Origin of the sequence: Propionibacterium freudenreichii subsp. freudenreichii, assembly GCF_000940845.1 — a bacterium.
GTDB lineage: Bacteria > Actinomycetota > Actinomycetes > Propionibacteriales > Propionibacteriaceae > Propionibacterium > Propionibacterium freudenreichii.
This window is the reverse complement of sequence record NZ_CP010341.1, coordinates 960,936-982,288: the sequence shown is the minus strand read 5'-3', so window position 1 is coordinate 982,288 and position 21,353 is coordinate 960,936. Positions and strand designations below refer to the sequence as shown.

The following is a 21,353-nucleotide window of genomic DNA, read 5'->3' as shown; positions in this document are numbered from 1 at the left end:
TGCAGCCATTATGGACGCTCAGAAACCGAGGCGGTTCAACTGCTTTGCATCGCGTTGCCAGTCCTTGACCACCTTGACGCGCAGGTCAAGGTGCACTTGGGTGCCCAGCAGCGCCCGAATCTGGCGTCGGGCCCGCACGCCGATGCGCTTGATGCGCTCACCGGCATGGCCCACCATGATCCCGCGCTGCGAATCGCGCTCGACGATCATCGAAGCGAAGATGTCGACCAGTGGACGGTCGATCGGGCGACCGTCGCGCAGCATCATCTCGTCCACCTCCACGGCGATCGAGTGGGGAAGCTCGTCACGGACCTCCTCCAGTGCCGCCTCGCGGATGAGCTCGGCCACGAGGGTCTCGTCGGGCTCATCGGTGATCTCACCGTCGGGATAGTAGTCGGGACCCGGGGGCATCAGGCTGAGGAGCACATCGGCCACCTCCCCCACCTGGGAGCCCGACCGGGCCGAGCAGGGCAGGATGTGGGCGAAGGTGATGGCCAGGTCGTCCTGCAACCTGGCGACGCGCAGCAGGTGTTTGGCCAGCCGTTCGGGACTGACCAGATCGGTCTTGGTCACGATCGCCACCAGGGTCGGCGGCTTGGCGAGTTCGGCGAGCTGGGTTGCCAGGTAGATGTCGCCGGGACCGATGTGCTCATCGGCAGGGAACACGAGCGCAACCACATCGACCTCCGACCAGGTGGAACGCACCAGATCATTGAGACGCTGTTGCAGCAGGGAGCGCGGCTTGCTCAGCCCGGGGGTGTCGATGATGATCAGCTGGCCATCGGCACGGTGGAGCACGCCCCGCACGGCATGGCGCGTGGTCTGCGGCTTGCTGCTGGTGATGGCGATCTTCGAACCCACCAAGGCATTGGTGAGCGTCGACTTCCCGGCATTCGGGCGTCCGACGAAGCAGACGAATCCGCTGCGGAATTCCTGGCTGCCCGCGGGCTGTTGGTCAGTCATCATCATCCTTCTGATCGGGGGATGGCTCAGGTTCGGGTTCGCGGCTCACCACGATGGTGTCGATCTGGTGGCGGCGCCCGGTGGCCTTCTCGGCCACGAAGCGCAGGCCCTTCCACACCACCTCGGAGCCGATGATCGGCACCCGGTTCAGCTGCTTGGCCATGAGGCCACCGGCAGTCTCCACGTCCTCGTCGTCCAGCTCGAGGTCGAACAGGTCACCGACCTCATCGAGCGGCATCCGTGCCGAGATACGCCAGCGACCATCGTCCAATTGTTCAGCAAGATCGGGTTCTGCGTCATATTCGTCGGTGATCTCACCGACGATTTCCTCCACCAGGTCCTCGATGGTGGCCACGCCGGCCGAGCCACCGAATTCGTCGACGATCACGACCATGTGGTTGCGGGTGGCCTGCATCTCGGTCAGCAGGTCGTCGACGGGCTTGGAGTCGGGGCAGAAGACAGCCGCACGCATGATCTGGTCGACGGTTTCCTTCTGGTCGGCCTCGGGATTGTCGAAGACCCGCTTGGTGAGGTCCTTCAGGTAGACGATGCCGCGCACGTCATCGAGATTGTCCCCGATCACTGGAATGCGACTGAATCCGGAACGCAACGCCAGGCTCATGCCCTGGCGAAGTGTCTTGCCGGATTCGATGAACACCACATCGGTGCGGGGCACCATCACCTCGCGCACAAGGGTGTCGCCGAGCTCGAACACGGAGTGGATCATGTCGCGTTCGCCGTGTTCGATCACCTCGGCCTTCTCGGCGATGTCGACCATCTCGCGCAACTCGGCCTCGGAGCTGAACGGGCCGTCGGCATAGCCACGCCCGGGTGTCAGGGCATTGCCCACCAGGATGAGTCCGCTGGTCAGCCAGCCGAAGAGCGAGGTGAGGGCCCCGAGGGGCCGGGCGGCACGGACGGCCGTCTGTTCGGCACGCTGACGGCCCAAGGTGCGGGGCATGACGCCCCACACGATGAAGTCGATGATGGACAACACCAGCAGTGGGATGCCGATGCGTTCCCAGTCATGATCGAAATTGTCGAAGACCACCAGGCAGCCCAGGATCACGGCACCGGTCTCGCAGACGATGCGCAGCAACATGGCGGTGTTGATGGTCGGGGCCGGATCGGCCTCGATGTCGAGCACCCGGTCAGCGCCCCGGATGCCGTCGGCCACCATGCGCTCCGCGCGCTTGCGCGAGACGGTCTGCAGGGCGGTCTCACCAGCGGCGAGCATGCTGCCGAAGACGGTGAGCACCACCGCGACAATGATGAAAATCCAGTCCGTCTGCGTCACGATGAAGAGTCAACACCCATCTGTTCGGGGTTCAGGACCGAACCCGGAGGTGAGTTGAGTCTATGGCACGCCCGTGCCCGGTGATATGGCGCCGTGCGTGCATGGTTCGGGGCCCCGGGCACACCGCAGCGGGCACCCACCGACGCGTCCGGCTCAGTCCGAACCCTGCTCGGCCCGCCAATCGGCAATGATCCGATCGTTCAGCCCGAACATCACAGCCTTCTCGTCGGGCTCGGCGTGATCGTGGCCCAACAAGTGCAGCAGCCCATGGATGAGCAGGTACTCGATCTCTTCCTGGTTGGTGCGCCCGTTCCCGGGGGCCTGGGCGCTGGTGAAGGCCGGACAGATCACGATGTCGCCGAGCAGGCCACGCGGTGGTGCCTCGCCGTCGGCCGGCTCGCGCAGCTCGTCCATGGGGAAGCTCATCACGTCGGTGGGCCCGTCGAGGTTCATGAACTGCTTGTGATAGGCCGTCATGGTGTCCACGTCCACCAGCAGGATCGACAGGTCCGCCTGCGGGTGGATGCGCAACTTGTCGAGCGCGAAGCGGGCCAGTCGGATCAGCGCCTGGGTGTCGACCTCTTCACCGGACTCATTGCTCAGGTCAATCATGGACACAGCCTAGCGACGCCACAGCCACGCGCGGTCCGCTCACCGCTCGCGCGAAGCGGCGTTGCGACGGGAATCGAAGCGGTCATAGGCAGCCACGATGCGACCCACCAGGCGATGACGCACCACGTCGCGATTCGTCAGCTGGCAGAAGGCGATATCGCCGACGCCGTCGAGGATGCTCTCGACCTGTCGCAGGCCGCTCGGCGCTCCCCCGGGCAGGTCCACCTGGGTCACATCGCCGGTGACGACGATCTTCGAGCCGAAGCCCAACCGGGTGAGGAACATCTTCATCTGCTCCGGGCTGGTGTTCTGCGCCTCGTCGAGCACGATGAAGGCGTCATTGAGGGTGCGTCCACGCATATAGGCCAGGGGCGCCACCTCAATGACCCCGCCGGTCAGCAGCTTGGGAACGCGCTCGGGCTCGACCATGTCGTGCAATGCGTCATACAGGGGACGCAGATAGGGGTCGATCTTCTCGTTCAGCGTTCCGGGCAGGAAGCCGAGGCTCTCGCCGGCCTCGATGGCCGGACGGGTCAGGATGATGCGATTGACCTTCTTGGACTGCAGCGCCTGGACGGCCTTGGCCATGGCTAGGTAGGTCTTGCCGGTACCGGCCGGGCCGATGCCGAAGGTCAGCGTGTGGTTGTCGATCGCGTCGACATAGCGCTTCTGGTTCAGCGTCTTGGGCCGGATGGTCCGCCCACGGCTGGACAGGATGTTCTGGGTGAGCACCTGGGAGGGGGCCACCTCGGGGTCGGCGCTCTCCATGGACACGATGCGTTCGACCGCATCGGTGGTGAGGCCCTGCCCGGTGCGGGTGATCGTGATCATCTCGGTGAACACGTCCGAGGCGAGCTCGACGTCGGCATCAGTGCCGGTCAACGTGATGCGATTTCCGCGCACCAGGATGTCGGCGTCCAACTGCGATTCCAGCAGTCGGAGGAAGGTGTCGCTGGGGCCGAGCACATTGACCATCTCCACCGACGCGGGAACGGTCAGCGTGCGTACCGAGTCGGAATCGCCGGCATCGGCGCGTTGCACATGCATGCTAGTCAGGGCGGTTGTCCCTCATCTCTGCGCAAAAAGAACGATCAACCGGAGGCTCCGGTTGTCCCCAAGTCTACGCGGTGCTGGCCCCGACCACGGTGGGGATCGGGACCAGCACGATGCGGGTGTCCTCAGGCGTCGACGAGTACCGATTCGGGCACCTCGCCGGCGAGCTTGTCGCGGCCGATGGCGTCAAGGTCGAGGTCGCGCGTCTCGTGGGTGGTGATCAGGGCGATGAGCGTCAACACGGCCATGGCGACCAGGTAGAGGCCGACGCTGCCGGGCCCGAAGCGCGCCGCGAGCCAGGCCGCGATGAACGGCGCCACCGCGGCACCGAGGATCGACGACACGTTGTAGGAGATCGCCGAACCGGTGTAGCGCACATTGGTGGGGAACAGCTCGGGCAGCAGCGCGGACTGGATGCCGAAGGTGAGGCCCATCAGGGTCATGCCGATGAGCATGAAGACCGTCATGAGCACCAGGTTGGCCGAGCTGCCGGTGCCCATCCTGGCGGGATCGAGGAAGAACCCGAAGCTCAGGCCGAAGGCGATGATGGCCACCGTGACCACGAGCAGGAAGCGCTTGCGCCCAAGCTTGTCGCCGAGCAGGCCCGAGATCGGAATGGTCAGGGCAAAGGCGCAGATGGTGATCAGCTGCACCACCAGGAACGAGTGGTAGCTGATGCCCAGGTAGCCGAGCGCCACCTTGCCGATGGCGTAGGAGAGGATCCAGGTGGTCATCAGGTAGAACAGCGTGTAGGTGGCCAGCATGATGAAGGTGCCACGGATCAGGTCGCGCCACGAGCTGCGGAAGACCTCCAGCACCGGGGCCTTCACCACCTCGCCGCGATCCTTGGTGCGCTGGAACGACGGGGTCTCGTGCAGCTTGAAGCGCACGTACAGGCCCAACGCGACGATGACGGCCGAGAAGAGGAAGGGCAGGCGCCAACCCCAGGCCAGGAAGGCATGGTTGGTGGTGGCCTGGGTGGAGTCGTAGTTCATCGTCATGGTGAGCATGAAGAAGAATCCGTTGGCCAGCAGGAACCCGAACGGGGCACCCAGCTGCGGCCACATGGAGTCGAAGCCACGCTTGCCGGCGCGCGAGTTCTCCCCCGCGAGCAGCGACGCGCCCGACCATTCGCCGCCCAGGCCGAGGCCCTGGCAGAAGCGCATCAGGGCGAGCAGCATCGGCGCGACGATCCCGATGGACGTGTAGGTGGGCAGCAGCCCGATGAGCACGGTCGCCACCCCCATGGTGAGCAGCGACGCCAACAGGGTCGCCTTGCGTCCGGCGCGGTCACCGAAGTGGCCGAACAGCACCGATCCGAGGGGGCGCGCCACGAAGGCGACGCCGAAGGTGGCCAGCGAGGCCAGCAGGGCGCCATTGCCACCCGAGGAGTGGAAGAACAGCAGCGGGAACACCGAGATGGCGGCCGTTGCGTAGATGTAGAAGTCGTAGAACTCAATCGTCGTTCCCACCAGGGAGGAGACGATGATGCGGCCCTTGTGGTTCACCGGGGCAGGACCCGGGTGGGCGGGGTCTTCAGCATGTGTTTGCGTCACGACGAAGACGGTACGTGACAATCTCACGCCATGAGACCCAGAATCCCGCCCACTGAGACGATTGGGTGATTTGTGCGTTACCGGCGAACCGCACGGGGCTGCCGAGGGGCCGCGGAACGCTCACTGCGCGAGGCGAGCAGCTCCCCCGTTCGGGGCCGGGTGCGCGGCCTTCCTGATCCTCCTGGTGCGGCCCATGATGATCACACCCACCACCAGCAGCGCGATGGACCCGGTGAAGTCGAGCACGTTGAAGGTGTCGTCCCACATCTTGCGGCCGGTGAACCGTAGGTAGTGCGTCGATCCGATCAGCATGACGATGATCAACAGGGCCCCGCAGGCGTATTGGTTCTGCGCCGTGGGGTGCCGGCGCGCCATGGCCATGACGATGACGGCCAGCGCTGCGGCGCCGAAGAAGTCCACGTCGTGGTAGTCGGCGTTCCCACCGCGACCGCCGAGCAGCGATGCAAGCCGCAGGACGACCTCGGCCGCGAGAAGCACCACGCCGACGACCTTCGGACGCCGCAGGGCCCGCGCGACGAGGGCGGTGGTCGACTGCTCCGGGACCATGCGGGCCGGGCCCTGGGAACTGAGATCTTCGCTACTTGTGGTCATCTGGTCCACCCCCTGGGATCACCGCCGCAGCGGCGCGATCAATGGTGTCGGGGAACTAGCCGCGGGCGGCCAGGCGATCGGTGGCCAACACCAACTCGGAGGTGATGTTGGGTTCGAAGGCCGAATGGCCCGCCATCACGACGCGGTAGTCGGCGCGTGGCCAGGCCTTGTGCAGCTCATGGCTGGTGGCCGCGGGGCAGCACATGTCATAGCGGCCCTGCACGATCACCCCGTCGATGTCGCCGAGCCGGCCCGCCTGTTCGATCAGCTGGTTCTCGCGCAGGAATCCGTGGTGGGCAAAGTAGTGGTTCTCGATGCGCGCGAACGCCAGTGCGGCGTCCGGATCGCTGGATTCCTCGACGTGCTCGGCGCTGTACAGCAGGCTCGACGTGGCGGCCTCCCACCGCGTCCAGGCGAGTCCGGCCGCCCGGGCGAGCTCATGGTCCTCGCTCCACAACAGGCGGTGGTAGCCGACGATGTTGTCGCCATCGAGGTCGAAGCCGGCGCGGCGCAGCGGCGCCAGGAAGTGCTGCCAGTGCTCGGGGTAGACCATGGAGGCCCCGCCGTTGTAGTACCAGTCCAGTTCGCTGCGACGCAGGGTGAAGATTCCCCGCAGGACGAGCCAGTTCACCCGTTCGGGGAACTGCTCGGCATAGGCCAGCGACAGGGTGCTGCCCCAGGATCCGCCGAACACGCCCCACAGCTCAATGCCCAGTTCGGTGCGCAGGCGCTCCATGTCACCCACCAGGTGGGCAGTGGTGTTGGACGCCATCTGCGCGGCATCGTGCAACTGGGACACATGCGGGGTGGACAGCCCGCAACCGCGCTGGTCGAAGCCGATGATGCGGAACAACTCGGGGTCGAAGAATCCGCGGTAGTCGCGGCCAATGCCCCCACCGGGACCGCCGTGCACGAACACCACGGGGATGCCGTCGGGATTGCCACTCTGCTCCACGTGCAGCGACTGGCCGTCACCCACGTCGAGCATCCGCTCGTCATAGGGCTCGATATCGGGATAGCGCACCCGCTGGGGACGCACCACCGCGCCGGCGGTCACATCATGGTCGGCGCCCGATGCCACCGGGGACAGCGTCGACCGCTGGGGACTGGACACAGTTGCTCCTTCGTTGTCAGATCACGCAGGCCCGGGGGATGCGGCACAGGCGCGACGAGCGGCCCGTGCCAGCCCCATGGATCAGGACTGGTCCTCGTCCAACTTCTCGGCGGTGCCCGACCCGTCCGTCGCGGGATCGTTGCTCACGGTGGCGTCATCGGTCTGCACATCGTCATCATCATCGTCGGACTCGTCGTCGGTCTCGATGATGTGCATGGCAGCTTCCTCGGCGCTGGCAGCACCGCCGGAAATCCCGACATCAGAGGCCACGGATTCCGATTCGGTGTCCTCGGCATCGATGCCACCGCCCGCGGCCACCAGTCGGCCGGCGCGCTTGCTGCCCACCTGGCGTGGCTCGTGATCGGGGTTCCAGTGGTGTTCGGGGGCGTTGGGATCGGGCTCGGGCTCCTCCTGGGTGAGGCGCTGGTCAATCGTCTCGTTGCGGGCCATCTCCGAGGCGGTGTTGCCGAACCCCTGCGCCGGCGACCAGTGGTCCGGAGGGATGTAGCCCTCGTCCAACGGATCAGCGACGCCGCGATCAATCAGCGAATCTGCCGGACTCAGCTGGGCCAGCTCCGTGTTCTCGTCGTTCTCGACGCCATCGTTGGGTATCGCTTCGTCGGTGTCACTCATGTTTCGATCTTGCCACGAACCCGGCCCCGCATGCGGCCAGCCTCGCCAGTTGGGGATTGACATGGCATGGGTGCACCCACTGCTAGGGACGCGTTCGCCCGGCCCCGGCCACTCAGGCACGTCCGGGCGTGGCGCCCCCGTAGAACGAACCGAGGAATTCGGTGCGCAGGGCGTCGAACTCGCCACCCCGGACGGCATGGCGGATCGAATCCACCAGCCTGATGGTGAACCGCTCATTGTGGATGGTGGCCAGCGTCTTGCCCAGGAACTCATGGGCCTTGAACATGTGGTGCAGGTAGGCGCGCGTGTAGTGGGTGCAGGTGTAGCAATCGCAACCCTCCTCAAGCGCAACGAAGGCGCGCCGGTTCGCGGCGGTGGTGACGTTGTACCTGCCGCGGGCGGTGTAGATCGCGCCATTGCGCGCGGTGCGACTGGGATTGACGCAGTCGAAGGTGTCCGCCCCGGCCGCGCAGGCCGCGAACAGGTCGTCGGGTTCGCTGATGCCCAACAGGTGACGGGGCTTGTCATCGGGCAGTTCCTCGGCACACCACCCCACGATGTCGCCCAAGTGCTGCTTCTCGATGGCACCACCGATGCCGTAGCCGTCGAAGCCCTCGTGCTCGTGGCCCGGGACCTGTGCCCGGGTCTGGCGCAACCCGCGGCAGGCCTCACGGCGCAGGTCCTCGTACTGGGCGCCCTGCACCACGCCGAACAGTGCCTGGTAGGGGTGCCCGGAGCGGGCGTCGGTGAGTCGGAAGTGCTCGTCGACGCAGCGCTGTGCCCACCGCTGCGTGCGCCGCACCGAATCCTCCTGGTAGCCCCTGGTGTTCATCAACGTGGTGAGTTCATCGAAGGCGAACATGATGTCGGCACCGAGCTGGTGCTGCACGCCCATGCTCACCTCGGCGGTGAACCGATGGGTCGATCCGTCCAGCGGGCTCTTGAAGGTGACCCCGTCCTCGTCCACCTGGGCGTCGCGCTGCTTGCCCTCGGCGATCACATCGTCGTTCTGCATGCCGGTGACGTCCATGGCGAGCACCTTCTTGAAGCCGACGCCGAGGCTCATCACCTGGAAGCCACCCGAATCGGTGAAGCTGGGGCCGGGCCAGTTCATGAACCGACCGAGCCCACCGGCCTCGTCCACGATGTCGGGGCCGGGCTGCAGGTAGAGGTGGAAGGCATTGGCCAACACGGCCTGGGCGCCCGCCTGGTCCATCTGCTCGGGGGTGACGGTCTTGACGGTCGCCTTGGTGCCCACCACCACGAAGGCCGGGGTGCTGATCGGGCCATGCGGCGTGGTGATCGTGCCGGACCGCCCCAATCCATTGGGCAGCACATGGTCGACGGAGAAGGAGAAATCGCAGGACTTGGCGGCGCACACGCCCTCGATTGTGACAGGCGAGGTGAAATCCGGGCCGATCCAGCCGCCGCCACTACCGCAAAGGGCCTTGTCAGGGCCACTGTGCCCGCATCAGGATCGCGGATGGCTGGACGTCTGCGATGCACGGTAGGTTGAATTCCGTGCACAAGCCGTTCGTGGCAACTGACCTTGAGGTGTTGACGATCACGCCCACCAGCGCCGTGATCAGTTGGATCACCCGCAGCCACCGCGGACGGTCCCTGCTACCCCAACCCGCGTTCACCGACACCCAACTATGGGTGGGCGACGCCGACTCCACCCTGCGGCTCGTCCACGACGACCCCACGCCACGGGCCTTCCACCAGGTCACCGTCACCGGACTGGAACCCGGCCGCGAATACGGATTCCGCGCCCGCTCGGGAGGAATCCAGCCCCTGCCCGGCCTGTACACCACCAACCGCCACACCAGCCCCGAACGCGTCCACCGCTTCGTCACCCTCATCCCCCCACCGGGGCGCTACCTGACCACCATCGCCCTGGCCAACGACATGCACCTGGGCGAGAAGCGCCAGGGCATCGTGCTGGGGGCACTGCCCACCTCGGTGGCACCCGCCCGCGGTCAGGCCGGCTACCCCCGGATGATGTTCACCGCCATGCTCGACGAACTCGACACCACCCACGACCACCCCTTCCTCGTGCTGGGCGGCGACATCACCTACGACGGCACCAGCGACCAGGTCGCGCTGGCCCGGCAGCTGCTCGCCGGCTACGGCACCAGCCAGGACGACTGGCTTGCCGTGCGCGGCAACCACGACCGGCCACGCCGCGACGGCACCGACCCCTTCGGCGACGCCTTCGTCGCCTACCAACACATGTGCGCCAACCAGACCCCCGAGGGACTGCGGATACTGGGCATCGACACCACCCGCGGCGGGGGCGGCGGATGGATCCTGCCCGACCAACTCGACCACATCCGCGCCTGCCTGGCCGACGAACCCGACCGCCCCACCCTGGTGACCAGTCACCACCCCGTCACCCACGACGCGGCCCTCACCTCACCGGCCGGGCCCCAATTCATGTTGCGGTGGCGTGACCGCCTCGCCGTGCAGAGCCTCGAACGGCGCGCCAAGGGGGTCTTCCTGCACCACACCGGACACACCCACCGGATGCGCCGCGGCAAGGCCGACGTGCAGGGCTCCCACACCGAATATTTCGAGAACGCGGCCTGCGCCGCCTACCCCGGCGGCTACGCACTACTCCACCTCTACGAGGGCGGCTACCTGCTCAACTTCTGGCGCATCGCCACCCACGCCGCCGAGGAATGGCTGTTCCGCAGCCGCTGGCAGGTCATGGGCCTCATGCCCCAGCTCACCCTGGGCACGACCAACGACCGCAACCACGTGGTGCTCAAGGACCTGTCGGGCCTGCACAGCAGCGGCAAGCCGGTTCCGCTGGAGCTACAGGTCTGAGCCGTTGGGCCCGCCGCGTGCGGCGAGTGCCTGGAGCTGGGCCAGGGCGACGACTCCGGCAGTGGATGCGCGCAGGACCGCGTCCGACAGGCTGACGAGCCGTGCGCCCGCGCCCCGGAAGGCCTCAAGTTCCTCGGGACTGATGCCGCCCTCGGGTCCGATCACGAAGACGCACTCCCCCGCGGACGGCACGCTCAGCCCCGACAGTGGCGTCGTGGCCTCCTCGTGCAGCACCAGGGCCAGGTCGGCCCGGGCCAGGCGCTCGACAACGCCCGGGGTACCGGCCGTGGAGACCTGCGGGATCCGGAAGCGCCGCGACTGCTTGGTGGCAGCGCGCGCCGACGAACGCCACTTGGCCAGGCCCTTCTCGGCCTTGGCCTCCCAGCGCACGATGCTGCGGGAGGCCTGCCAGGCGATGATCTCGTCAACGCCGAGCTCGGTCATGGCCTCCACGGCGATATCGGAGCGCTCGCCCTTGGCCAGTGCCTGGACGGCCACCGTGTGCAGCGCCGCGGGCCTTCGGGCGATCAGCTCCCCGACGCGCACCGAGACCGAGTTCTTGGCCACCGAGTCGATGACGCCGCGCAGGCCCGCGCCGGCACCGTCGGCCACCAGGACCGACTCGCCGACGCGCATGCGCTTCACGGTCGCGGCGTGACGACCCTCCGGCCCCTCGATGAGCACCACATCGCCCGGTCCGGCACCGGCGATATCGGCCAGGAAGAGCGGGTCGGTCATCCGGTGAAGGCCTTGCGCAGCTTCTCGAAGAAGCCCTTGTCGTCGGCATGGGTCTTGGCGATGCCGTCGCCGACTTCGCCCCGCGCGTCCGCCAGTTCCTCCAACAGCTTGCGTTGTGATTCGTCGAGCTTGGTGGGCGTCTGCACCACGATGGTCACGCCGAGGTCACCACGCTGCTTGCTGTCGCGACCACGCAGTTTCGTGACGCCGCGACCCTTGATCGCAATCCGCGCCCCCGATTGGGTGCCGGCGGGAATGGCGAGTTCCACAGTGGACTTCTTGGGGTCGGCATCGGCCAGTTCGGACTCAAGGGTCTTGATGGGCACCTTGCAGCCGAGCGCCGCAGCGGTCATCGGGATGGTCAGCATCATCTCGAGGTTGTCACCGTCCCTGGTGAACACCTCGTGGGGCTGCACGTTCACCTCGACGTAGAGGTCCCCGGCCGGTCCCCCGCCGGTGCCGACCTCGGCCTGGCTGCGCAGCTGGATGCGGTTGCCGGTGCTCACCCCGGCAGGCACCTTGACGGTGATGTCGCGACGGGCCCGTACCCGACCCTCACCCGAGCACTCGGGGCAGGGATCGGTGATGACCGAGCCGTAGCCCTGACAGGTGGGGCAGGTGGCGGTGGACCGGATATCGCCGAGGAAGGAGTGCTGGATCTGGGTGATTGATCCCGAACCGTGGCACTGGGTGCAGGTCACGGGCTCCTCACCGTTGGCCGAGCCCTGGCCGTGGCAGTGGGGACAGACCACATAGGTGTCCAGCGTCAGCGGCGCCTCGGTGCCGAAGGCTGCCTGGGCGAGCGTGAGGTCGAGGCGCACGAGTTGGTCGGAGCCCTGGCGCACCCGCGAGCGTGGCCCACGCGTGGTGCCGCCGGCACCGAACATGGCCCCGAGCAGGTCACCCACGTCGAAGCCCATCTGGCCGCCGCCGTTGAATCCGCCGAACCCTCCGAAGGGGTCGAAGCCGCCGCCGGCGCCGGCACCGGCATGGGCCGGATCGCCACCACGATCGTAGATCGACTTCTTCTGCGGGTCGGAGAGCACCTCGTAGGCCTCATTGACCTGCTTGAACTTCTCCTCGGCATCAGGATCGCTGGTCACATCGGGGTGGACCTGCATGGCCTTCTTGCGATAGGCCCGCTTGATCTGCTCGGCGGAGGCATCACGTCCGATGCCCAGCACCTCGTAGTAATCACTGCTCATGAGTAGGTGAAATCAACCTTCCGCCAGGAACTGGCCGACGTAACGAGCGACGGCGCGAACCGCCGCCATGGTGGACGGATAGTCCATCCGGGTGGGACCCACAATGCCCAGATTGGCACTGGCCTCAAAGGATCCATAGCTGGAGGCCACCACCGAAGTGGTCTTCAGGGGTGCGAAGGGATTCTCCTGGCCGATGCGCACCGCCACGTCACCGGGATGATCCGCTGCCGCCTCGCCCACGAGGCGCAACAGGACCATCTGTTCCTCAAGGGCCTCGAGCACCGGCTTGACGGTGGTCTCGAACTCGGCGCCGAACCGCGTGAGGTTCGGCACTCCGCCCACGGCCACGCGCGGGGCCTCGTCGGTGGCCAACATGTCGAGCACTGACGCGACGACGCTGGATCCCAACCGCGGCAGCGGTTGCTCGGCCAGGGCATTGAGCGCCTCGATGGCGCCGGCCGGCGGCTCGCCGTCGACGGCGGCATTGACGGCGTCGCGGACGAACTGCAGGTCATCATCGCTGTGTTCGGGCACGCGGATGCTGCGCTGGTAGACGGTGCCGGCACTGTTCACCACGATGACGATGGCCATTTCGGGCGACAGGGTCACCACCTCGACGTGGCGCAACCGGGCCGCGTTCGACTCGGGGTACTGCACGATCGCCACCTGGTGGGTGATCACGGCCAGCAGTCGCACGGTGCGACGCACCACGTCCTCCAGGTCCACCGCCCCTTCCAGGAAGGTGGACACGGCGCGGCGCTCGGCCGGCGACAGGGGCTTCACCTGGGCGATGCGATCGACGAAGAGCCGGTAGCCCTTGTCCGTGGGGATCCGTCCCGCGCTCGTGTGGGGCTGGGTGAGATAGCCCTCCTCCTCCAGCGCTGCCATGTCGTTGCGCACCGTGGCCGGCGAGACGTCAAGGTGATGGCGTTCCACCAGGGCCTTGCTGCCCACGGGCTCGCGGCTGGCGACATAGTCGGTCACGATGGCTCGCAGCACATCCAATTTGCGATCGTCGATCATCGTTTCCTCTGTCGCGTGCTCTGATGGGCCCGGTCTGCGGGGGCACGACCCAACGACATGGCCCGCCCGGCCCCGAAGGCCATGTTCCACTGGCTGTCTACGTCGCTTGGCAATCCATGCCCTAGAGTGCCAGTTTACTCCTCGGCCGCCAGTGCCGGCCACGCACGCGGACGGGCCCGCCTGCCCGCGGTGGACCCGACGCGGTGGGTCCCGGAAAGTAGGCCCCGCGCGGCAGGCCGGACGCAGTGACGCGCGGCTCAGTCGCGGCGCGGCCAGCCGCTGGCCACGCGACGGCCCGTCGCCAGGTCACGACATGACAGGATCGCCATCCTGCCGCTGCCCGGTCGGTAGAGGCGTCCGTCCAGGTGCACGACGTCGCCGCCGAGCTCCTGCAGCATGAGCTGGCCGGGCAGGTGATCCCACGGCTTGGGGAAGCGGTAGACGACGAAGTCGATGGCTGCGGTGACCACATGCGGGTAGTCGATCCCGGCCGAGCCGCTGGCGGGGATCACCGGGGCGATTCGCCCCTCCTCGTCAAAGCCGCGCCAGGCCCGGAAGGTGCTGGCCCCCTGGGGCGGAACGTGGATGGGTGCCGCGCTGATCCGTTCGCCATTGCAGTAGACCCCGCCGCCCCGGGTGGCCACATAGGCCTTGCCCGCGCGCGGCTGGTAGATCCAGGCGCCGACGGTCTCCACCCCGCGCAGCTCGGCCACCATCACGGCGAAGTCCTCCGAGCCGCGCACGAAGTTGTTGGTGCCGTCCAACGGGTCCACCACGAAGCAGTGCGGCGCCACGCCGATGGCGTCCAACTGGCCGGGATCGACGAAGGACCCCTCCTCGCCGACCACCACCGCATCGCGGGCGCCGGCCCGCAACTGCTGCGACAGTGCGCGCTCGGCCTCCCGGTCGGCCACCGTCACATAGTCGCCGGGTGCCTTTGAATCGATCTCGTCCTCGTGCAGGGCACGGAAGCGAGGCTCGACGATGTCAGCACTGACCTGCTTGATGATGCCCAACACCTGATCGGTGTCCATCGTCATCACTCCTGTTCACCGCCCCCACGAGCGCTCTTGCCATGGTCGTGTGGGCAATCGGTTGCGTCCTGCGGTTGTCAGCTGTCCTGGTCGATGTGGTCCTGGGTGACGAAATCGATCAGCTTCTCGACTTCCCGGACGAAATCCATGTCGAGGTCACGATATGTGGAAACCCTGGCGAGCATGGCCTGCCAGGCCCGGCCGACGTCTGCCTGGTCGATCCTGGCGTACGGCTTGTGGCGGGGAATGCCAAGGGCGGCGAGCGTGCCCTTCTTGAAGTCCCGGTCCATCGGCACGTCGGGCCAGGCCTTGATACCCAGGACGTCGGGCCTGATCGTCTGCCACACGTCGATGAATCGGTGACCCGTGATCTTCACATAGTCGCCGTATCCGGCATGGCGCACCTGGGCGGCAACCCGGGACTCCTTCGTGTTCGCCACGAGATGGTCGATGAGGACGCCGAGGCGCCGGCCCCTGGCCGGTTCGAACTCCGCGACGATCCCCAGCAGGTCATCCATGCCGCCCATGTACTCGACCACCACGCCGACGTGGCGCAGGTCGTCACCCCAGATCTTCTCCACCAGCTCGGCATCGTGGCGTCCCTCCACATAGATGCGCGAACCCAGCGCCACATGGGGTTGCTCGTGGCTGTCGGTGCGCGAACCGGAGGGGGTGCGCAGCGATTGGCTCGCACCGCGTCGCGGCGGGATGCGCAGCGCTACGGGACGCCCCTCCACCAGGTAGCCGTATTCGCCGACGGGGAAGGTGCGTCGTCGTTGGTTGCGGTCCTCCAGCACGATCATGCCGTTCTCCCAGCCGACCACCTCGCCGCAATAGCCATCTGATCCGACCTCGACGATCAGGCCAAGGCTCAGGGGCATGTCGGTGGTGCGGGGCTTGCCGGCATGACGCCAGTCCCCCGACAGCACGTCGTGTCCGTAACGATCGTGTGCGCTCACGCGGCACAAGCCTAATGACCCCCGGTGCACCCTGTCGTCCCGCGCGCACCGGTGGGCGGGACGACCACGGCGACCCGGGATTAATCCCGCGCGCTCAGTCCAGCAGGTCGCGGGTGACCGCATCGGCAAGCAGGCGGCCCTGCAGGGTGAGGTGGACCCGGTCGCCCACCACCGTGACCAGTCCGCGCGACAGCGGCTCCGCCAGGCGCGCCCGCTCGGTGCCGGTGAGTTCGCCGACCGGCAGCCCATCGGCGATCCGCAGCTCCAGCAGCACGCGCTCCTCATGGCGGGTGGGCGCGTCGATCACCTCGAAGTCCTCGCGGGGACGGGCACCCTCGCCGAGCAGTGCCGCATAGCGCCGCGGGTGCCTGACATTCCACCAGCGCACGCCATGGACATGGCTGTGCGCCCCGGGACCGAAGCCCCACCAGTCGTCGGAACGCCAGTACGCCAGGTTGTGGCGGGCCTCGTGTCCGGGCAGCGCCCAGTTGCTGATCTCATAGTTGGCCAGGCCTGCGGTGCTGAGCATGCGTTCGGCCAGCAGGTACTCGTCGGCCTCGGCGTCCTCGTCGGGCATGGCGAGCTCGCCATGGCGGATGCGTCGCGCAAGGGCCGTGCCCTCCTCGACGATCAGGCTGTAGGCGCTCAGGTGCTCGGGTGCGACGCCCAGGGCCGCGTCCAGGGTGGCCCGCCAGCTGTCCAGCGATTCCCCGGGGGTGCCGTAGATCAGGTCCAAAGAGACATCGGGGAATCCGACCTCGTGCGCCCACCGCGCCACCTGGAGGGCCCGCCCCGGGGTGTGGTGCCGGTCCAGCCGGGCGAGCACCTGCTCATCGGCCGACTGCATGCCCAGGCTGAGCCGGTTGAACCCGGACCCCAGCAAGGTCTCCAGCCGGGCGCGGTCGAGCGTCTCGGGATTGGCCTCCGTGGTCACCTCCGCACCCGGAACAAGGCCGAAGGTGTCCCGCAGGTCGGCCAGCACCTCACCCAGCTGCGCAGGCGTGGCCATCGTCGGTGTGCCGCCGCCGAAGAAGACGGTGGACACGGCGCGCCCGGTACCCAGGGCCCGGGCCGCAGCAGCGATCTCGGCGTGTACGGCCGCCAGGTAGTCGTCCATGTTCATGCCGGCGAGCTGGCTGGGCGTGTAGGTGTTGAAGTCGCAATAGCCGCATCGCACCGCGCAGAACGGGATGTGGACGTAGACCGACAAGGGCCGTGTGGTCGGGGCGCGCAGCTCCTCGTGAGGAAACAGGTGCCCCCCGGGGAATGGTCCCGGGGCCGCCGCGTCGGACATGGCTACTTCTTCTTGGTCAGTTCGTTGTTCGTCAGGGCGGCCACGAAGGCCTCCTGGGGTACCTCCACGCGGCCCACCATCTTCATCCGCTTCTTGCCCTGCTTCTGCTTCTCGAGCAGCTTGCGCTTGCGGGAGATGTCCCCGCCGTAGCACTTGGCCAGCACGTCCTTGCGGATCGCCCTGATGGTCTCGCGGGCAATCACCCGGGCGCCGATGGCAGCCTGGACGGGCACCTCGAACTGCTGGCGCGGAATGAGCTTGCGCAGGCGGTTGGTCATCTCCACGCCGTAGCTGAACGCCTTGTCGCGGTGCACGATCGCGCTGAAGGCATCGACCGGTTCGCCGTTGAGCAGGATGTCGACCTTGACCATGTCGCTGGCCCGCTCGCCGTCCTCCTCGTAGTCCAATGAGGCATAGCCGCGCGTGCTGGACTTCAGGGCGTCGAAGAAGTCAAAGACGATCTCGCCCAGGGGGAGCTTGTAGCGCAGCTCGACGCGGTCCTCCGACAGGTAGTCCATGCCGATCTGTTCGCCACGTCGGGCCTGGCACAGCTCCATCACGGCGCCGATATATGTCGCCGGGCACAGTACCGTGGCGCGCACCACCGGCTCGTAGACGGTCTCGACCTTGCCCTCGGGAAACTCCGAGGGATTGGTGACCATGTGCTCCGATCCGTCCTCCATCACCACGCGGTAGTTCACGCTCGGGGCGGTGCTGATCAGGTCGAGGTCGAATTCGCGTTCCAGGCGTTCCTGCACCACTTCCATGTGGAGCAGGCCCAGGAAGCCGACGCGGAAACCGAAGCCCAGCGCGGCCGAGGTCTCCGGCTCGTAGGTGAGCGCGGCGTCGTTGAGTTGCAGCTTCTCCAGTGCCTCGCGCAATTCGGGGAAGTCGTCGCCGTCGATCGGGTAGATGCCGGCGAAGACCATGGGCTTGGGGTGCTTGTACCCGGCCAGGGCCCCGGTCGCGGGATGGTTGGCCGTGGTCACGGTGTCACCGACCCGGCTCTGCCGCACGTCCTTGACGCCGGTGATGAGGTAGCCGACCTCTCCGACGCCCAACGCCGGGGATTCGACCGGCTCCGGGGAATGGACGCCGACCTCGAGCACTTCGTGCACGCTGCCGGTGGACATCATCTGCACCCGTTCACGGTCGGACAGCTTCCCGTCCACGACGCGCACATAGGTGACCACGCCACGGTAGGTGTCATAGACGGAATCGAAGATGAGGGCACGCAGCGGCGCCTTCGGATCTCCCTGCGGAGTGGGCACCTGCTCGACGATCGCGTCCAGCAGTTCGGCCACGCCGTCGCCGGTCTTGGCGGAGACCCGCAACACGTCGCTGGCCCTGCCTCCGATGATGCCGGCGATCTCGGCGGCGAACTTGTCGGGCTGGGCGCTGGGCAGGTCTATCTTGTTGAGCACCGGAATGATGGTCAGGTCGGCGTCCAACGCCAAGTAGAGGTTGGCCAGGGTCTGGGCCTGGATCCCCTGCGCGGCATCCACCAGCAGCACCGCACCCTCGCAGGCTTCCAGGGACCGGGAGACCTCGTAGCTGAAATCGACGTGGCCGGGTGTGTCGATCATGTTGAGCACATAGTCGTGGTCGCCGGCGTGCCACGGCATGCGCACGGCCTGGGACTTGATCGTGATGCCGCGCTCGCGCTCGATATCCATCTTGTCCAGGTATTGGGCGCGCATCTCGCGGGGATCCACGACCCCGGTGAGTTGGAGCATGCGGTCGGCCAGCGTCGACTTTCCGTGGTCGACGTGGGCGATGATGCTGAAGTTCCGGATGATGGCCGGGTCGGTGGCTCCGGGAGTGGCGGACAAAGCTGAAGGTTCTCCTTGATCGAGGGCGCATGGTGAACGCGCCGCCGCCCATTGTCTCATGCGAATTTGCCGCACGCGGATTTGCCGCTGCCCGAAGGGCCCCGATGGCCCGATGCGCCCCGATGACAGATGCGCCCCGATGACATGGGGAGGGCCGTGGCCACAGGGGGCACCCTTGCCCCGCCCGTGACCACGGCCCACTTCTCGCCCGTGATGTCAGGTTCCGACGGTGATCAGGCCGTCAGGACCTCCTTGCACCCATGTGATGGCACGTGGGTGGTCATGCCCGTGTGGTTGTGGTCATGCAGTGGCCGTCTGCCCGGCAGGCGTGGCAGCACCCCCGGCGGACTTGCCGGGACCACGTAGGCCGACGAAGCCGACCAGGGCCAGCACGATGCCGATCGCCACCAGGGCCCAGCCGGCGAAGACGGCGATGGTGCCGATCAGCCAGAAGGCGTAGGAGGTGAGGAGCATGCCTCGCAGGGTCTCACCGGTGAGCAGGGTGCCGCGCAGGGTCGTGTAGGCCGTGTACTTGGTCTGGTCGGACTTGTTGGCCGTGGCCACGTCGCCGACGCCGGCATAGTTGCACTGCTCGGCCGGCACGGCATCAAGGGCCGTTCCATCGGCGGCCTTGACCGTCTTGCAGGAGGCCTGCATGTGGTTCCAGATGTAGTGGTCAGCGAAGGCCCTGGCCTCGGTGCCAGTGGTCATCTCCTTGTTGAAGAAGGGTTTCAGGGCGTCCTGGGATGCCTGCGGCAGGTTCGTCACCTGATCTGCCGTGGGCATGCTGATCGCCTCTTTCTTGAGTTGATCAGTGACATTGTTGTGGGCGAAAACTCCCCCGAAGACGGCAGCGACGCCGACCAGGGCAAGCACGATACCGACGATTCGCAGCAACGTGCGATAGACGGAGCGGTTCACAGTGCACCAGCCTTTGAAGTATGGGAGGAAAGTAGTTGAATCCTCATTGACCTAATTCGATGGTACTCCGTTTTCGTGGCTCATCCCAATCGGGGGTGTAGGAGTTGGGGTCTGAAGCCGCCGGTCTCGAGCAGGCTTCGGGCGATGTAGTTGGTCAGGTTGCGGAACCCGAGTGCGGAGCCGCGCAGGTGTTCGAGCCGTCCGTTGAGCGCCTCGGTCGGCCCGTTGCTGGTGCCGGGTCGTTCGAAGTAGGCGAGCACGTCAGCGGCTCGCTTCTTCAGGGTCCGGCCCAGGGTGGTGAGCTCGGTGAGCACCTTGGGGACGCCGGCGCTGAGGTCGGTGATCAGCTTCTCCATGAGCTCGCGGCCACGTTGCCGGTCCTCGTGGCGATAGGCGGCGATCATGCGCTGGTAGACACCCCAGGTCGCCTCGACCTCGACGTGAGCGTCATCAACGAACAGCGCGCGTAGCCTGTCGCTCTGCTTGTCGGTGAGCAGGTCCGCGCCGGTGTGCAGCGTGCGCCGCGACTTGTAGAGCGGGTCGTCCCTGAACCCACGGTGCCCGTGGATCGCGAGTTGGACCCGGCGCCGGCACCTGTCGAGGGCGTCACCGGCCAGGCGCACGACGTGGAAGGGATCCATCACCGTGACCGCGTCCGGGATCTCCTCTGCAGCGGCGGTCTTGAACCCGGTGAAGCCGTCCATCGCGACCACCTCGACCGCGTCACGGAAGGCGTCGTCGCGGTCGGCGAGCCAGGTCTTGAACGCCGCCTTCGACCGGCCCTCGACCATGTCCAGCAGCCTTGCTGGGCCGGCGCCATCGCGGACCGGGGTGAGGTCGATGATCACGGTGACGTACTTGTCGCCACGCCTGGTGTGGCGCCAGACGTGCTCATCGACGCCAATGACCTTCACGCCCTCAAACCGCGTGGGGTCGTTGATCAGCAGCCGCTTGCCTTCAGCCAGGACCGCGTTGTTGGCGGTGTCCCACGCGACCCCGAGTCCCTCGGCGACACGGGCGACGGTGAGGTGTGCGACCACGATCCCTTCCAGCGCCCACCGCAGCCCGGTGCGCGAGAGCTTCGCGCGTGGCTCCGCCGCGGCGCTGGTGTCTTGGCGCCACACGTGTCCGCAGTCGGCACAGCGGTAGCGGCGCACTACAACTTCCAGCACGGTCGGTCGCCAGCCCAGCGGCTCGTGGGCCAACCGCCGGATCACGGTGTCACGAGCAGCGCCTTCGCTGCCGCACCGTCGGCACCACTGATCTGGTTCCACCACGCGGCACGCGAGGACCGCACGATCCGGTTCAAGTCGTTGTCCGGTCACGCTCAGACCGAGGCCGTCGAGTCGAGCGAAGGCGGTCAGGTCAGGGCGGCCGAAGCCGGCCGGCGGGGTAGCGTCGGACACGTCGAGGTCTTTCGGATGGATGGCGTAGGAACCTCCATCGTCGGGAGACCTCGACGTCTATCTGCGGACCGACGCGCCCGGCCGACCTACACCCTCATCTGAGAAGACCCGTTTTCGTTTGGGTGAGTCTGTTTTTCACCACGGGCGTCAGCGGACGCCATGACCTGCGTGCGCGGCGGTCAGCAGGAGCACCGAGATCCCCGATTTTTGTCGCAGACACGGACCCGGTGATAGTCTCGATCGCTGTGTCCTGTGGGCACACCACCCAGTAA

General features: G+C 67.0%; 19 protein-coding genes. 1 reads left to right on the top strand and 18 read right to left on the bottom strand.

What is annotated here, in order from left to right; all coding sequences use genetic code 11:
* Positions 1-18 precede the first annotated feature (18 nt).
* From era to tgt, 9 genes are all read right to left on the bottom strand, one after another.
* Positions 19-969, bottom strand: coding sequence for a GTPase Era (gene era, locus RM25_RS04155; protein ID WP_013160795.1), 951 nt, complete (start codon positions 967-969; stop codon positions 19-21).
* Positions 956-2,260 carry a hemolysin family protein gene (locus RM25_RS04150; RefSeq protein ID WP_013160794.1) on the bottom strand — a complete coding sequence of 435 codons (1,305 nt, stop codon included), beginning with the start codon at positions 2,258-2,260 and terminating at the stop codon, positions 956-958. Before RM25_RS04150 ends, era begins: the two co-directional genes overlap by 14 nt.
* A gap of 153 nt (positions 2,261-2,413) precedes the next feature.
* The gene (gene ybeY, locus RM25_RS04145; protein ID WP_044636683.1) at positions 2,414-2,872 is read right to left on the bottom strand and encodes an rRNA maturation RNase YbeY; all 459 of its coding nucleotides are present in this window, start codon (positions 2,870-2,872) and stop codon (positions 2,414-2,416) included.
* Positions 2,873-2,911: 39 nt separating this feature from the next.
* On the bottom strand, positions 2,912-3,919 hold the full coding sequence (locus RM25_RS04140) for a PhoH family protein (RefSeq protein WP_048769597.1): 1,008 nt from the start codon (positions 3,917-3,919) through the stop codon (positions 2,912-2,914).
* 131 nt (positions 3,920-4,050) lie between these two features.
* The gene (locus tag RM25_RS04135) at positions 4,051-5,481 is read right to left on the bottom strand and encodes an MFS transporter (RefSeq protein WP_044636089.1); all 1,431 of its coding nucleotides are present in this window, start codon (positions 5,479-5,481) and stop codon (positions 4,051-4,053) included.
* Between the two features lie 120 nt (positions 5,482-5,601).
* A complete protein-coding gene (locus RM25_RS04130; RefSeq protein WP_013160790.1) occupies positions 5,602-6,093 on the bottom strand; it encodes a hypothetical protein in 492 nt (163 codons plus the stop codon).
* A gap of 55 nt (positions 6,094-6,148) precedes the next feature.
* Positions 6,149-7,150, bottom strand: coding sequence for a prolyl aminopeptidase (pip, locus tag RM25_RS04125; protein ID WP_036939754.1), 1,002 nt, complete (start codon positions 7,148-7,150; stop codon positions 6,149-6,151).
* Between the two features lie 138 nt (positions 7,151-7,288).
* Complete coding sequence (locus tag RM25_RS04120) at positions 7,289-7,840, bottom strand: DUF5709 domain-containing protein (RefSeq protein ID WP_048769599.1); 552 nt, start codon at positions 7,838-7,840, stop codon at positions 7,289-7,291.
* Positions 7,841-7,952: 112 nt separating this feature from the next.
* Positions 7,953-9,221 (bottom strand): tRNA guanosine(34) transglycosylase Tgt, encoded by a 1,269-nt coding sequence (gene tgt / locus RM25_RS04115; RefSeq protein ID WP_013160787.1) that lies wholly within the window; start codon positions 9,219-9,221, stop codon positions 7,953-7,955.
* Between the two features lie 155 nt (positions 9,222-9,376).
* Here tgt and RM25_RS04110 point away from each other — a divergent pair, with 155 nt between their 5' ends.
* Positions 9,377-10,669, top strand: a complete 1,293-nt coding sequence (locus tag RM25_RS04110) for a metallophosphoesterase (protein ID WP_230579841.1) — start codon at positions 9,377-9,379, stop codon at positions 10,667-10,669.
* Here the strand turns inward: RM25_RS04110 and RM25_RS04105 are convergent.
* From RM25_RS04105 to RM25_RS04065, 9 genes are all read right to left on the bottom strand, one after another.
* Entirely contained in the window at positions 10,658-11,407 is a 750-nt protein-coding gene (locus tag RM25_RS04105) for a 16S rRNA (uracil(1498)-N(3))-methyltransferase (RefSeq protein ID WP_013160785.1), read from the bottom strand. The genes RM25_RS04110 and RM25_RS04105 overlap by 12 nt on opposite strands.
* Entirely contained in the window at positions 11,404-12,612 is a 1,209-nt protein-coding gene (gene dnaJ, locus RM25_RS04100) for a molecular chaperone DnaJ (RefSeq protein ID WP_013160784.1), read from the bottom strand. The genes RM25_RS04105 and dnaJ overlap by 4 nt, the downstream gene beginning before the upstream one ends.
* Positions 12,613-12,624: 12 nt before the next feature.
* Positions 12,625-13,635 (bottom strand): heat-inducible transcriptional repressor HrcA, encoded by a 1,011-nt coding sequence (gene hrcA, locus RM25_RS04095; protein WP_013160783.1) that lies wholly within the window; start codon positions 13,633-13,635, stop codon positions 12,625-12,627.
* 257 nt (positions 13,636-13,892) lie between these two features.
* Positions 13,893-14,669 (bottom strand): inositol monophosphatase family protein, encoded by a 777-nt coding sequence (locus tag RM25_RS04090; protein WP_036939389.1) that lies wholly within the window; start codon positions 14,667-14,669, stop codon positions 13,893-13,895.
* Positions 14,670-14,746: 77 nt separating this feature from the next.
* The gene (locus tag RM25_RS04085; protein ID WP_013160781.1) at positions 14,747-15,628 is read right to left on the bottom strand and encodes a DUF3097 domain-containing protein; all 882 of its coding nucleotides are present in this window, start codon (positions 15,626-15,628) and stop codon (positions 14,747-14,749) included.
* A gap of 94 nt (positions 15,629-15,722) precedes the next feature.
* Entirely contained in the window at positions 15,723-16,922 is a 1,200-nt protein-coding gene (gene hemW, locus RM25_RS04080) for a radical SAM family heme chaperone HemW (RefSeq protein ID WP_013160780.1), read from the bottom strand.
* A gap of 2 nt (positions 16,923-16,924) precedes the next feature.
* Positions 16,925-18,754, bottom strand: a complete 1,830-nt coding sequence (gene lepA, locus RM25_RS04075; RefSeq protein ID WP_013160779.1) for a translation elongation factor 4 — start codon at positions 18,752-18,754, stop codon at positions 16,925-16,927.
* Positions 18,755-19,054: 300 nt separating this feature from the next.
* On the bottom strand, positions 19,055-19,675 hold the full coding sequence (locus RM25_RS04070) for a hypothetical protein (RefSeq protein ID WP_048769601.1): 621 nt from the start codon (positions 19,673-19,675) through the stop codon (positions 19,055-19,057).
* Positions 19,676-19,755: 80 nt separating this feature from the next.
* Positions 19,756-21,081 (bottom strand): ISL3-like element ISPfr2 family transposase, encoded by a 1,326-nt coding sequence (locus RM25_RS04065; RefSeq protein ID WP_026138135.1) that lies wholly within the window; start codon positions 21,079-21,081, stop codon positions 19,756-19,758.
* Between the last annotated feature and the right edge of the window lie 272 nt (positions 21,082-21,353).

What these genes read in the sequence shown, in the direction of transcription:
- RM25_RS04120 (WP_048769599.1), bottom strand. Translation starts at nt 7,840, where the DNA reads ATGAGTGACACCGACGAAGCGATACCCAACGATGGCGTCGAGAACGAC.
- hemW (WP_013160780.1), bottom strand. Translation starts at nt 16,922, where the DNA reads ATGTCCGACGCGGCGGCCCCGGGACCATTCCCCGGGGGGCACCTGTTT.
- dnaJ (WP_013160784.1), bottom strand. Translation starts at nt 12,612, where the DNA reads ATGAGCAGTGATTACTACGAGGTGCTGGGCATCGGACGTGATGCCTCC.
- RM25_RS04105 (WP_013160785.1), bottom strand. Translation starts at nt 11,407, where the DNA reads ATGACCGACCCGCTCTTCCTGGCCGATATCGCCGGTGCCGGACCGGGC.
- RM25_RS04130 (WP_013160790.1), bottom strand. Translation starts at nt 6,093, where the DNA reads ATGACCACAAGTAGCGAAGATCTCAGTTCCCAGGGCCCGGCCCGCATG.
- hrcA (WP_013160783.1), bottom strand. Translation starts at nt 13,635, where the DNA reads ATGATCGACGATCGCAAATTGGATGTGCTGCGAGCCATCGTGACCGAC.
- RM25_RS04140 (WP_048769597.1), bottom strand. Translation starts at nt 3,919, where the DNA reads ATGCATGTGCAACGCGCCGATGCCGGCGATTCCGACTCGGTACGCACG.
- era (WP_013160795.1), bottom strand. Translation starts at nt 969, where the DNA reads ATGATGATGACTGACCAACAGCCCGCGGGCAGCCAGGAATTCCGCAGC.
- RM25_RS04090 (WP_036939389.1), bottom strand. Translation starts at nt 14,669, where the DNA reads ATGGACACCGATCAGGTGTTGGGCATCATCAAGCAGGTCAGTGCTGAC.
- ybeY (WP_044636683.1), bottom strand. Translation starts at nt 2,872, where the DNA reads ATGATTGACCTGAGCAATGAGTCCGGTGAAGAGGTCGACACCCAGGCG.